The following is a 13,396-nucleotide window of genomic DNA, read 5'->3' on the forward strand; positions in this document are numbered from 1 at the left end:
GAACAAACGGGCGCCCCTTCGGTTCACACATTCACAGCGCCGTCACCAGGCGACGTACACGGCTGCCTACTCGGCGTCGGACGCCTTGGCGGCCGAAGCCGCGGTCTTCTTGGCGGCGGCCGTCTTCGTAGTGGTCTTCTTCGCGGCCGTCGTCTTCTTGGCAGCCGTTTTCTTAGCGGCTGTCTTCTTGGCGGCGGTCTTCTTCGCGGGAGCCTTCTTCGCCGCCTTCTTGGCGGTCTTCTTGGCCGGCCCCTTCGCCCGCTTCTCGGCGAGCAGTTCGTAGCCCCGCTCGGCGGTGATGTCCTCGACGCTGTCGGCGGCCCGCAGTGTCGCGTTCGTCTCGCCGTCGGTGACGTACGCCCCGAAGCGGCCGTCCTTGACGACGACGGGCTTTCCGCTGACCGGGTCCTCGCCGAGCTCCTTCAGCGGCGGCTTGGCGGCGGCCCGCCCGCGCTGCTTGGGCTGGGCGTAGATCGCGAGGGCCTCGTCGACCGTGATGCTGAAGAGCTGCTCCTCGGTCTCCAGGGAGCGCGAGTCGGTGCCCTTCTTCAGATACGGGCCGTAGCGGCCGTTCTGCGCGGTGATCTCCACGCCCTCGGCGTCCGTCCCGACCACACGCGGCAGGGACATCAGCTTCAGGGCGTCCTCGAGCGTCACCGTGTCGAGTGACATGGACTTGAAGAGCGAGGCCGTCCGCGGCTTGACCGCGTTCTTGCCGGTCTTCGGGGTGCCCTCGGGGAGCACCTCGGTGACGTACGGCCCGTAACGGCCGTCCTTGGCGATGATCTCGTGGCCCGACGTGGGGTCGGTGCCGAGGGCGAAGTCACCGCTCGGCTTGGCGAGCAGCTCCTCGGCGTACTCGACCGTCAGCTCGTCCGGCGGCAGGTCGTCGGGCACGTCGGCGCGCTGGTGGCCCTCCGCGTCCTTCTCGCCACGCTCGATGTAGGGGCCGTAGCGGCCGACCCGGAGCACGATGCCGTCGCCGACGGGGAAGGAGGAGATCTCCCGGGCGTCGATCGCGCCGAGGTCGGTCACCAGTTCCTTGAGCCCGCCGAGGTGGTCACCGTCGCCGTTGCCCGCGCTCGACGCGGCCCCCGCGTCGTCGCCCTCGCCGAAGTAGAACCGCTTCAGCCACGGCACGGCCTGCGCCTCGCCCCGCGCGATGCGGTCGAGGTCGTCCTCCATGCGTGCGGTGAAGTCGTAGTCGACGAGCCGCCCGAAGTGCGTCTCCAGGAGGTTGACCACGGCGAAGGACAAGAAGGAGGGCACAAGGGCCGTGCCCTTCTTGAAGACGTAGCCGCGGTCGAGGATCGTGCCGAGGATCGACGCGTACGTCGACGGGCGGCCGATCTCACGCTCTTCGAGCTCCTTGACCAGCGAGGCCTCGGTGTAGCGGGCCGGCGGCTTGGTCGCGTGGCCGTCGACGGAGATCTCGTCGGCGGACAGCGCGTCGCCCTCGCTGACCTGCGGAAGCCTGCGCTCACGGTCGTCGAGCTCGGCGTTCGGGTCGTCCGCGCCCTCGACGTAGGCCTTCATGAAGCCGTGGAAGGTGATGGTCTTGCCGGACGCGCTGAACTCGGCGTCGCGGCCGTCGGCGGCGGTGCCGCCGATCTTCACCGTGACGGAGTTTCCGACCGCGTCCTTCATCTGGGAGGCGACGGTCCGCTTCCAGATCAGCTCGTAGAGCCGGAACTGGTCGCCGGTCAGGCCGGTCTCGGCGGGCGTGCGGAAACGATCACCCGAGGGACGGATCGCCTCGTGCGCCTCCTGCGCGTTCTTGACCTTCCCGGCGTACGTGCGGGGCTTGTCCGGCAGGTAGTCGCTGCCGTACAGCTGCGTGACCTGCGCGCGAGCGGCGGTGACCGCCGTGTCGGACAGCGTCGTGGAGTCCGTACGCATGTAGGTGATGAAGCCGTTCTCGTACAGCTTCTGGGCCACCTGCATCGTGGCCTTCGCGCCGAAGCCCAGCTTGCGGCTGGCCTCCTGCTGCATCGTCGTCGTACGGAACGGCGCGTACGGAGAGCGGCGGTAGGGCTTGGACTCGACGGAGCGGACCGCGAACCGGGTGTTCTCCAGGGCGGCGGCGAGCGAGCGGGCGTTCGCCTCGTCCAGGTGCAGCGTGTCGGACTTGAGCTGCCCGACCGAGTTGAAGTCGCGGCCCTGAGCGATGCGCTTGCCGTCGACCGCGGTGAGGCGCGCGACCAGCTGCGAGGGGTCGGAGGCGTCACCGGTGCGGCCGGTGCCGAAGGTGCCCGTCAGGTCCCAGTACTCGGCGGAGCGGAAGGCGATGCGCTCGCGCTCACGCTCGACGACGAGGCGGGTCGCCACGGACTGGACACGGCCCGCCGACAGGCGCGGCATGACCTTCTTCCACAGGACCGGCGAGACCTCGTAGCCGTACAGACGGTCGAGGATGCGGCGGGTCTCCTGGGCGTCGACCATGCGCTTGTTGAGCTCGCGCGGGTTGGCGACGGCGCCCTGGATCGCGGCCTTGGTGATCTCGTGGAACACCATGCGCTTGACCGGGACCTTGGGCTTCAGGACCTCGAGGAGGTGCCACGCGATGGCTTCGCCCTCGCGGTCCTCATCGGTGGCGAGGAAGAGTTCGTCGGAGTCCTTCAGCAGGTCCTTGAGCTTCTTGACCTGTGCCTTCTTGTCGGCGTTGACGACATAGATGGGCTCGAAGTCGTTCTCGACGTCCACGCCGAGCCGGCGCACCTCGCCGGTGTACTTGTCCGGGACCTCCGCAGCCCCGTTGGGGAGGTCGCGGATGTGCCCGACGCTCGCCTCGACTACGTAGCCGGGGCCGAGGTAACCCTTGATCGTCTTCGCCTTGGCAGGCGACTCGACGATGACGAGTCGGCGGCCGCCCTTTGCGGTCTCGCTGGTCGGGGACAACTTCGCTCTTCTCTCCGGTCGGTACTCGGTGGCCGTGCTGTGTGGCCTCGCTCGGTGCGCTTGAGTTGCGCTGACGCTGCGGAGTGTGACGGTACATCCCGCCCCCGTGTCAAACGGGAAAAGCCCGCAACGGCCACTCGAACGGTAACCCGACTACCGCCATTCCTGCCGCCCGGAGTGGCGACCTGCCCTTTCACCACCGGCTTCACCACCGGCTCGGCACCGGCGCCGGGCCTACGGCCCGTGTGCGCCGTGAGGCCACCGGCCCTTTCCGGTCACATCCGAGTGAAACACCACACTCCGAGCACCAGTGCGCCCGATCCCGCGAGCGCGGCGAGTGTCGCCGATGCGACAGGGTTCACACCGTCGGCGACGGGCGCGCGGTGCGCCACCCGTGCCCCGGTCCACAGCAGCAGCCCCGCTCCGAACAGCGCGAACACCGTTCCCGCGAAGATCGCTGGTCCACTCTCCATGGCGTTGCCTCCCCGTACTGAGTTCCCTGCTTCGGGAAACTTGCACGCCCGGGAATCCGGGGTGCGAACCCCGGGTGAACGGAGGGCGCCCGGCCGTACGTCCAGCGGTCGCGGACGTCCATCCATCCCACCCACAACGGGGGACCGATGTCCGCGAAACGTACGAGACACGCCGTACGCGTACCGCCAACAGGCCGAGGAGCGATGTGCCTCTACGCGCCGGCCGGCTCCAGGAAGCCCTGCTCGACGAGGAGCCGGATCTGCGCGGGCGTGCGGTCCCGCAGCAATACGGGGTCCTCCCCCACCAGTTGGGCGATCGCGTCGAGGATCCGCCCGGCGCTCAGCGACCCGTCGCACACCCCGGCGAAGCCCGCGCCCACGGTGTCCACCTTGGTGGCCCGCCGCATCCCGCGGTGCTGGCGCAGCACGACGTGCTCCGGGTCCTCGGCTCCGGGCAGCCCGACCTGCTCCTGCACGACCTCGTCCGCGAGCTTGAAGTGCCCCGCGAGCAGCGCGGCGTCGTCGTGCGTCCGCAGGAAGTCCTGGCGCACGAAGAACTCCCGCACCGTCTCGCCCAGCGGCTGCTCGACGGGGTGCGGCCACTCCTCGACGGTCACGGACGGCTCGGCCACACCGGACTTGCGGAGTGTGATCCACCCGAACCCGATCGCGCGCGTCTTGCGTGCTTCGAACTCGTCGAGCCACGCGTCGTACCGCGCCGCGTACTCCTCCGGGTCCGTGCGGTGGTCCCCGGCGTCCCGCAGCCACAGCTCGGCGTACTGCGTGACGTCCTGCACCTCACGCTGCACGATCCACGCGTCGCACCCGCGCGGCACCCAGGAACGGAGCCGCTCGGTCCACTCCTCACCGTCCACGTGCTGCCAGTTGGCCAGGAAGTGCGCATACCCCCCTTCGTTCAACCGCTCCCCCGCCTGCTGAACGAGCGACCGGCACAGATCGTCCCCACCCATGCCGCCGTCGCGGTAGGTGAGCCGCGCTCCGGGTGAGATCACGAAGGGCGGATTGGACACGATCAGGTCGTACGTCTCATCGCCCACGGGTTCGAAGAGGGAGCCCTCCCGCAGGTCCGCCTCGGGAGCACCGGACAGGGCGAGGGTGAGCCGTGTGACGTGCAGGGCGCGGGGGTTGAGGTCGGTCGCCGTCACCCGGGTCGCATATTGCGCGGCGTGCAACGCCTGGATCCCGGAGCCGGTGCCGAGGTCGAGAGCGCTGGCCACCGGTGTACGCACCGTGAGTCCGGCGAGCGTCGTCGATGCCCCGCCGACGCCGAGTACGACCCCTTCGTCATGGCTGCCGATGCCTCCGGCGCCGCCGACCGCACACCCCAGGTCCGAGACGATGAACCAGTCCTCGCCGCTCGGCCCTCCGTAGGGCCGCACGTCTACGGTGGCCTTCAGCGCGCCCTCACCATCCGCCGCGGACAGCCAACCGCTCTCCAGTAGAGGGCCGACCGGCAGAACGGCCGCCACGCGCGCGTGCGGCACGGAACGCTGCAACAGGAAGAGCCGTACGAGCGTCTCCAGCGGCCCTTCCCCGCGGGTGGCCCGCAGCGCGGGCACGGTCTCGCTGCGGGCCAACGCCGTGTAGGCGGGCGCCCCGAGCAGCTCGAGCAGCCCGTCAGCGGTGAAGTCGGCCGCCAGCAGGGCTTCCCGCAACTGGGCGGAGACGTCGGCACGATCGGACGAGGGCAGGGGGGCGCTAGCAATACTCACCCCTTCATTGTGACCCGCATCCGCGTGTATCCACCGCTGCGGGCAATCGTTCCGCAGGGCGGATCCCACACGGATCCCACCCCGGCGGCTGAACGCAACGCTGCCCCGGACGCCGGGGAATCTTTCCCAAGGCTCCGGGGCAGCGGGCGAGAAGGGGGCAACCCCTAGGCGGCGGAAGGCGTAGCGCTGGCCGACTTGCAGCTGTCCTGCTTGCCCATCGCCTTGCCCACCTCACCCTCCTGCAACTTCTCAAGCGCCTCGTTGCCGCTCTTGCTCAGCTTGTCCAGCTCCCCCGCGACGGTCTTGAGGCCGTCCGCGAAGTCCGCCTGGTTCTTGGTGTCCAGGCCGTCGACCTTCTTCTTCAGGTCGCCGTACGACTTGGAGATGGCGTTCAGTTCCTTGACCGCGTCGTCGGTCTTCTTCTGGCCGCCGTCGACCGGCGGGGCACCCGCGTCCTTCACCGCGGTGCCCATCGCCTTGTAGGCGTCGGACATGTCCTGGAACGCCTTGGAGTCGGTCTTCTGGACGTCCTCCGGCGAGCTGTTGTCCGAGGTCTCCTTCTGGATCGCCGCGTTGGCGGCAGCGATCTTCTTCGACTGCGGCTGAACCGAGTCACAGACGTCCTTGGCCCAGGAGTCCAGCTTCTCGTTGCCGTCGTCGCTGCAGCCCGACAGCGCCAGTACCAGTACCGCACCGCCGGACAGTGCGGCTGCAAGCTTCTTGTTCACCGGATTGGTCCCTTCCATGGCTCTCGGCCCCGGAACTTACACGCCAACTGGGCTACAACCGCATGCCGAGGGTCCGGTACCACCCCTATTGAAGCCATTTGCACCAAGCAGAGAGCGCGAGAGAAGGCTCACGAGACATTCACCGGGTGCACGAAGGGCGGACGCCGCGTCAAAACGCGCCGCCCGCCCCTGTGTTGGGCAGAGTCTGACCCGGTGTTACGACACCACAGCCGGGTCAGCCGAGTTGTTCACTCGCTCCGTCCCACCTTCCTCCGCGTCACCCACGGCGATGCCCCGCCTCTTGGAGACGTACACCGCGCCGATGATGACCAGGATCGAGAGCACCGCGATCAGTGCCCGGACCCCCGCGCTCGCGTCGTCCCCGTAGCTGAACTGGACGACCGCGGGCGCGATGAGCAGCGCCACCAGGTTCATCACCTTCAGGAGCGGGTTGATCGCCGGTCCCGCGGTGTCCTTGAACGGGTCACCGACGGTGTCACCGATCACCACAGCCGCGTGGGCCTCACTGCCCTTGCCGCCGTGGTGGCCGTCCTCGACAAGCTTCTTCGCGTTGTCCCAGGCGCCGCCGGAGTTGGCGAGGAAGACCGCCATCAGCGTGCCCGTGCCGATCGCGCCCGCCAGGAACGAGCCGAGTGCGCCGACGCCGAGCGAGAACCCGACCGCGATCGGCGTGAGCACGGCGAGCAGACCTGGCGTGGCCAGCTCGCGCAGCGCGTCCTTGGTGCAGATGTCGACGACGCGCCCGTACTCCGGTTCCTCGGAGTAATCCATGATCCCGGGGTGCTCGCGGAACTGCCGCCGCACTTCGTAGACCACCGCTCCCGCCGACCGCGACACCGCGTTGATCGCGAGCCCCGAGAAGAGGAAGACGACCGCGGCGCCCAGGATCAGGCCGACCAGGTTGTTGGGCTGTGAGATGTCCATCACGAGGTTCATCGGGGCGCCGTCGCCCATTTTCTCGCCGACGTCCTTGGCCGCGGTCGCGATGGCGTCGCGATACGAGCCGAAGAGCGCCGAGGCGGCGAGGACGGCCGTGGCGATGGCGATGCCCTTGGTGATGGCCTTGGTGGTGTTGCCGACGGCGTCCAGGTCGGTGAGCACCTGCGCGCCGGCGCCCTCGACGTCACCGGACATCTCGGCGATGCCCTGCGCGTTGTCGGAGACCGGACCGAAGGTGTCCATGGCGACGATCACGCCGACCGTGGTGAGCAGGCCGGTTCCGGCGAGCGCCACGGCGAACAGGGCGAGCATGATCGACGTACCACCGAGCAGGAACGCCCCGTACACACCGAGCCCGATCAGGAGCGCGGTGTAGACGGCCGATTCGAGGCCGATCGAGATGCCTGCCAGGACGACGGTGGCCGGGCCGGTGAGCGACGTCTTGCCGATGTCCTTCACCGGCCGCCGGGTGGTCTCCGTGAAGTACCCGGTGAGCTGCTGGATCAACGCCGCCATGACGATGCCGATCGCGACGGCGACGACCGCGAGAACCCGCGGGTCTCCGCCGTGACCCGCGACCGCCGCGTCCGTGACGCCGTCCAGATCGGCGTACGACGACGGCAGGTAGAAGAAGACCGCGACAGCCACGAGCACCAGCGAGATGATCGCCGAGATGAAGAATCCGCGGTTGATGGCGGTCATCCCGCTGCGGTCGGAGCGCCGTGGCGCCACCGCGAAGATCCCGATCATCGCCGTCACGACACCGATCGCCGGAACGATCAGCGGGAAGGCGAGTCCGGAGTCGCCGAAGGCGACCTTGCCGAGGATCAGCGCGGCGACCAGGGTCACCGCGTAGGACTCGAAGAGGTCGGCGGCCATTCCCGCGCAGTCGCCGACGTTGTCGCCCACGTTGTCGGCGATGGTCGCGGCATTCCTCGGGTCGTCCTCAGGAATGCCCTGCTCGACCTTGCCGACCAGGTCGGCGCCGACGTCGGCGGCCTTGGTGAAGATGCCGCCGCCCACACGCATGAACATCGCGATCAGCGCCGCCCCGAGGCCGAAACCTTCGAGGACCTTCGGCGCGTCGGCCGCGTAGACGAGCACCACGGTGGAGGCGCCCAGAAGACCGAGCCCCACCGTGAACATGCCGACAACGCCGCCCGTGCGGAAAGCGATCTTCATGGCCTTGTGCGAAACGGCGGTGAGATCCTTTTCGGGTTCACCTTCCGCAGGCGTGGCCTCTCGTGCGGCTGCCGCCACACGGACATTGCTGCGTACGGCGAGCCACATGCCGATATAGCCGGTGGTCGCCGAGAACACCGCACCGATCAAGAAGAAGATCGATCGGCCGGCACGCTGATTCCAGTCGTCTGCGGGCAGCAGCATGAGCAGGAAGAACACCACGACGGCGAAAACGCCGAGAGTGCGCAACTGCCTGCCCAGATAGGCATTGGCGCCCTCCTGAATCGCCTTCGCGATCTTCTTCATGCTGTCGGTGCCCTCGTCGGCCGCGAGCACCTGGCGTACGAGCACCCAGGCGACCGCGAGGGCCGCGACCGCGACGGCCGCGATGACCATCACGATGAGTCGATTGTCGTCGGTCAGTACTGCAGCTGCGAAGGTTGAGGGGTGGTCAAACTGATGAGGGGTAGAAAGCCCCGCCATTCGTCCTCCTTGACGCCTGGGGTGAGCTCAAGATGTGGACGGATTGTAGGTAGCGGAACCTGATCAAAACAGAGCGCCGCAAACGGAATTGGCGCGAGATTGCTCCCCAGCAAATGATCGCGAGCGCGGATTGACCCCGAAAGCGGTAATGCCCCAAAACCGTTGACGGCTACTGGCAGTCCCGAGGCAATTGACTGGGGCAATGATCCACAAGAGAAAAAGGCCCTGCTCCCGGGTGGGGAGCAAGACCTTGGTGTGGCTCAGGGGTGGACCGACGGACTGATGGAGCAGCGGACCGACCGATGGACCGCTTCAGAGAAGCGGTGCCGGGGCCGTCGGCCACGTCATCCGGATGAGACCGCCGCCTTCGCCGGCGGTGACCTCCACGTCGTCCACGAGCCCGCTGATGACGGCGAGACCCATCTCGTCCTCACCCTCGGCATCCAGATCGTCGGCCCCACCGGACCCCGAGCCGGGTGCCCGGTCGCCGGGAGTCGCGTGGGGAGCCTCGTCGCCGACCTCGATGGAGAACTGCTTCTCGTCCTCGATCAGGGCGACCCGCACCGGCGCCGATACGCCGTTGCTCTGGTGCAGCCCCACGGCACGCGTGCAGGCCTCGCCGACCGCGAGTCTGACCTCGTCGAGGACGGCCTCGTCCACTCCGGCCCTGCGCGCGACCGCCGCCGCCACGAGCCGAGCGGTCCTGACGTGCTCGGGCAGCGCGCTGAAGCGGAGTTCAACGGTGGCCATGCATCCCCCTCGGACATACGCGCGTGCTGTCAGGGGGCCGGGCCGAGGGCCCGGTCCCCTGCTGTTCTGCCACTCCCGGGCCGAGCAAGCAGCCGACCCGGGACATCCGGCTCTCAGTCGGTGGCCGCGACCGCTTCCTCGACCGAGGTGTGAATGGGGAACACCTTGGTCAGGCCGGTGATGCGGAAGATCTTCAAAATACGTTCCTGGTTGCAGACCAGGCGCAGCGAGCCCTCATGGGCACGCACCCGCTTCAGGCCGCCGACCAGTACGCCGAGCCCGGTGGAGTCGAGGAAGTCCACGCCCTCCATGTCGACGACCAGGTGGAAACTGCCGTCGTTCACCAACTCGACCAACTGTTCGCGCAACTTGGGCGCGGTATAAACATCGATTTCGCCACCGACCTCGACGACCGTACGATCGCCGACGGTACGGGTCGACAGGGACAGGTCCACGGATCCTCCAGCACCTTGCTATCGAGCGGTCATCCCTCGGGACACCTCGGCAGAGCCCCCAGGACGGATCGCCAGCCGCGATGGCATTCAATCACTTACAGGCAGGCGTGCACGACGCCTTGGGACCATTGTCCATCCCGCCAGTGACACACTCGGTGCCGATGGCCAACTTTTCTCCGCCGGGAGGACCCTCCACGGGCGCCCCGGTACGCACGTCTCCACGGACGGTCCTGGACCGGCTCACCGCGGGACCGAGCCGTGCTTCGCGCGTCACTCATACGGAGCACTTGCCCCCGCGCGAGGCTCGATATGCAGTCTGGCCTGATCGCATCCGTTCGGAGGTCGTCGCCGCGGTCCAGTCGGCCGGAATCGAGCATCCCTGGGCCCACCAGGCACTCGCCGCCGAGCACGCCCTGGACGGCGAGTCGGTCATCGTCGCCACCGGCACCGCCTCGGGCAAGTCGCTGGCGTACCTCACGCCCGTGCTCTCGGCCCTCCTGGACGGCTCTCAGGCCCCGAACGGCCGCGGCGCGACCGCGCTGTACCTGGCCCCGACGAAGGCCCTGGCCGCCGACCAGCGCCGCGCCGTACGCGAGCTCGCGGCGCCCCTGGGGAACGCGATCCGCCCCGCCGTGTACGACGGCGACACACCGGTCGAAGAACGCGAATGGGTACGTCAGTACGCCAACTACGTCCTGACCAATCCCGACATGCTGCACCGCGGGATACTCCCGTCCCACCCCCGCTGGTCCTCCTTCCTGCGCGCCCTGCGCTATGTCGTCATCGACGAGTGCCACACCTACCGCGGCGTCTTCGGCTCGCACGTCGCCCAGGTCCTGCGCCGCCTGCGGCGCCTCTGCGCCCGCTACGGCTCCGACCCCGTCTTCCTCCTCGCCTCCGCCACCTCCGCCGACCCCGCCATAGCCGCGGAACGCCTCACCGGGCTCCCGGTGAAGGAGGTCGCCGACGACGCTTCACCCCGCGGCGACCTCGTCTTCGCCCTCTGGGAACCCCCGCTCACCGAGCTCCACGGCGAGAAGGGCGCCCCCGTCCGCCGCACCGCCACCGCCGAGACGGCCGACCTCCTGACCGACCTGGCCGTCCAGGGCGTCCGCTCCGTCGCCTTCGTACGGTCCCGGCGCGGCGCCGAGCTGATCGCGGTGATCGCTCAGGAACGCCTCGCCGAGGTGGACCGCTCCCTCGCCCGCCGCGTGGCCGCCTACCGCGGCGGATATCTCCCCGAGGAACGCCGCGCCCTGGAGCGGGCCCTGCACTCCGGGGAACTCCTCGGCCTCGCGGCCACCACCGCCCTCGAACTCGGCGTGGACGTATCCGGGTTGGACGCCGTGATCATCTCCGGCTATCCAGGGACCCGCGCCTCGCTCTGGCAGCAGGCGGGCCGTGCGGGACGCTCCGGGCAGGGCGCGCTGGCCATCCTGGTCGCCCGCGACGACCCGCTGGACACCTATCTCGTCCACCACCCCGAAGCGCTGTTCGACCAGCCGGTGGAGTCGACGGTCCTCGACCCCGACAATCCGTACGTCCTCGCACCCCACCTCTGCGCGGCCGCCGCGGAACTCCCGCTCACGGACGACGACTTGGCGCTCTTCGGCCCCGCCACCGAGGACCTGCTCCCGCAGCTGGAGGCCGCGAAGCTGCTGCGCCGCCGCACGAAGGCCTGGCACTGGACCCGCAGGGAGCGCGCCGCCGACCTCACCGACATCCGCGGCGAGGGCGGGAACCCCGTCCAGATCGTCGAGGAGGGCACGGGCCGGCTGCTCGGCACCGTCGACGCGTCCGCCGCGCACACCGCCGTCCACGAGGGCGCGGTCCACCTGCACCAGGGCCGTACGTATCTCGTGCGCCGTCTTGACCTGGAGGATTCGGTCGCCCTGGTCGAGGAGGCCGGTCCGCCGTACTCCACGACCGCCCGCGACACCACGGCCATCTCCATCCTGGAAACGGACACCGAGATCCCCTGGGGCTCGGGCCGCCTCTGCTACGGCTCCGTCGAGGTCACCAACCAGGTCGTCTCCTTCCTGCGCCGCAAGCTGATCACCGGCGAGGTCCTCGGCGAGACCAAGCTGGACCTGCCGCCCCGCACCCTGCGCACCCGCGCGGTCTGGTGGACGGTCACCGAGGACCAGTTGGACGCCGCCCGCGTCAATCCGGAGATCCTCGGCGGCGCCCTGCACGCCGCTGAGCACGCCTCCATCGGCATGCTGCCGCTCTTCGCGACCTGCGACCGGTGGGACATCGGCGGCGTCTCCGTGCCGCTGCATCCGGACACGCTCCTGCCGACCGTCTTCGTGTACGACGGCCATCCCGGCGGGGCGGGCTTCGCCGAGCGGGCCTTCCACACGGCCCGCGAATGGCTGACCGCCACCCGCCAGGCCATCGCCTCCTGCGAGTGCGAGGCCGGCTGCCCCTCCTGCATCCAGTCCCCGAAGTGCGGCAACGGCAACGACCCGCTGCACAAACGCGGCGCGATCCGCCTCCTCACCACCCTCCTCAAGGACGCCCCCACCTCCTGAGGGGCCTCGGCCGACCGCTGCAGAGCTCGCTTCCGGCGGCCTCAGCGGCGCCGCGTACGCGTCCGGTCGCCGGCCAGCAGAACGCCCCGCTCTCACCTCCAGGCTCTCCCCAGCAGGGGCCACAAGGGGGCCTGGCGGGCCTCCGGCAGCTCGCCCCGACCGCGCGACCGGGTGCCGCCCGGCGTGCGCCACAGCACCCGCACCCGGAACCGGCTCCGGAGACGGGCCTGGCGCAACCGGACCCGCCGGGCCCGCCCTGGATCTGACCTCCGCCATGAACGGGCCGAAGCCGGCCTCCGCAGTGACGTCCGAGATCTCGCCGTGCACCGCGCACCGCACCAGACGCGTCCCCTGCGCCTCGGCCACCCGCCCGGCCCTCGCACACGCCCCGGAACGCCCCTCCATCCAGTGGTCCGCGGCCGCGAGCGCCGCCAAGTCGGCGGCGCCGCCCGCTCGGTGGCGGGCGACGATCACCTGCCCCATCGCGAGGACCGCGCCGCAGACCACGCACAGCACGGCCATCACGACGACGACCCACACCGTGGCGGCTCCCCGGTCCGACGCGGCCCCGGCAGCCCGCCACCCAGCCCGCCCCCTCATGCGCCCACCCCCACCGTCTCCTCCGCCAACGCCACCGCCTCCGACCGCACCCTCAGCCCGAGCCCCAGTGCCCCAGGCCCCGGCGAGTCCGCCACGACCTCCACCCGCACCAGGTCGCCGTCACGCCGCACGGCCACCGCCGCTCCCCGCGGCGCCGCCTGCCGAGCCGCCGCCACCGCCGCGCTCTCGGGGTCCTGCCTGGCCATCGCGCGCGCCCCGGCCCGAGCCGCGTCCACGCACTGGATCTGCGCGGACGCGGTCAGCAACGCCCAGACCAGCGCCATCGTGAACAGCACCAGCGTGGGCAGCACCACGGCCGCCTCAGCCGTCACGAACCCCCGGTCCCCACAACGGCCCCGGCCGCCCCGCGCCCCCTCAGAACTGGACATCGAGGGCCTTCTCCACGACCGCCTGCAACGCGGCCCTGACCTGCCCGCTCGTCACCACCTTGTAGAGCAGTCCGGCGAACCCCACCGCCGCGATCAGTCCCATCGCGTACTCCGAAGTGACCATCCCCGCGTCCCCTCGCACCGCACGCGCCTTGCGCCGCAGCGCCCGTGCACACAGCTGTCCCCACATCTCAACCCCCGTGAAATTTCC

10 protein-coding genes and 1 pseudogene are annotated in these 13,396 nt (G+C 69.7%); 1 reads left to right on the forward strand and 10 read right to left on the reverse strand.

The features are described from left to right. Positions 1-66: 66 nt before the first annotated feature. The 7 genes from topA to bldG form a co-directional block, all read right to left on the reverse strand. On the reverse strand, positions 67-2,898 hold the full coding sequence (gene topA, locus ACWGI2_RS25470; protein WP_453397030.1) for a type I DNA topoisomerase: 2,832 nt from the start codon (positions 2,896-2,898) through the stop codon (positions 67-69). A gap of 275 nt (positions 2,899-3,173) precedes the next feature. Continuing rightward, entirely contained in the window at positions 3,174-3,371 is a 198-nt protein-coding gene (locus tag ACWGI2_RS25475) for a hypothetical protein (protein ID WP_190084028.1), read from the reverse strand. A gap of 212 nt (positions 3,372-3,583) precedes the next feature. Then, positions 3,584-5,104, reverse strand: coding sequence for a DUF7059 domain-containing protein (locus ACWGI2_RS25480; protein ID WP_453697835.1), 1,521 nt, complete (start codon positions 5,102-5,104; stop codon positions 3,584-3,586). A gap of 164 nt (positions 5,105-5,268) precedes the next feature. Continuing rightward, positions 5,269-5,850 (reverse strand): small secreted protein, encoded by a 582-nt coding sequence (locus tag ACWGI2_RS25485; protein WP_453697836.1) that lies wholly within the window; start codon positions 5,848-5,850, stop codon positions 5,269-5,271. Positions 5,851-6,048: 198 nt separating this feature from the next. Further along, complete coding sequence (locus ACWGI2_RS25490) at positions 6,049-8,457, reverse strand: sodium-translocating pyrophosphatase (protein WP_453697838.1); 2,409 nt, start codon at positions 8,455-8,457, stop codon at positions 6,049-6,051. 312 nt (positions 8,458-8,769) lie between these two features. After that, on the reverse strand, positions 8,770-9,207 hold the full coding sequence (locus ACWGI2_RS25495) for an ATP-binding protein (RefSeq protein WP_453397026.1): 438 nt from the start codon (positions 9,205-9,207) through the stop codon (positions 8,770-8,772). 113 nt (positions 9,208-9,320) lie between these two features. Beyond that, positions 9,321-9,662 carry an anti-sigma factor antagonist BldG gene (gene bldG / locus ACWGI2_RS25500; protein WP_003975386.1) on the reverse strand — a complete coding sequence of 114 codons (342 nt, stop codon included), beginning with the start codon at positions 9,660-9,662 and terminating at the stop codon, positions 9,321-9,323. Positions 9,663-9,742: 80 nt separating this feature from the next. Between bldG and ACWGI2_RS25505 the strand changes: the two genes are divergently transcribed. Further along, positions 9,743-12,196, forward strand: coding sequence for a DEAD/DEAH box helicase (locus ACWGI2_RS25505; protein ID WP_453697840.1), 2,454 nt, complete (start codon positions 9,743-9,745; stop codon positions 12,194-12,196). 306 nt (positions 12,197-12,502) lie between these two features. On the opposite strand, the pseudogene ACWGI2_RS25510 reads toward ACWGI2_RS25505, so the two are convergent. The 3 genes and pseudogenes from ACWGI2_RS25510 to ACWGI2_RS25520 all read right to left on the reverse strand — a co-directional run. Then, positions 12,503-12,796: pseudogene (locus tag ACWGI2_RS25510) on the reverse strand (Rv3654c family TadE-like protein); the annotation flags it as partial. Then, positions 12,793-13,185, reverse strand: coding sequence for a TadE family type IV pilus minor pilin (locus ACWGI2_RS25515; protein WP_453397024.1), 393 nt, complete (start codon positions 13,183-13,185; stop codon positions 12,793-12,795). The pseudogene ACWGI2_RS25510 and the gene ACWGI2_RS25515, both read right to left, overlap by 4 nt. Continuing rightward, a complete protein-coding gene (locus tag ACWGI2_RS25520; RefSeq protein ID WP_453697842.1) occupies positions 13,172-13,375 on the reverse strand; it encodes a DUF4244 domain-containing protein in 204 nt (67 codons plus the stop codon). The genes ACWGI2_RS25515 and ACWGI2_RS25520 overlap by 14 nt, the downstream gene beginning before the upstream one ends. Positions 13,376-13,396 lie beyond the last annotated feature (21 nt).

Source organism: Streptomyces sp. NPDC054866 (assembly GCF_053610745.1).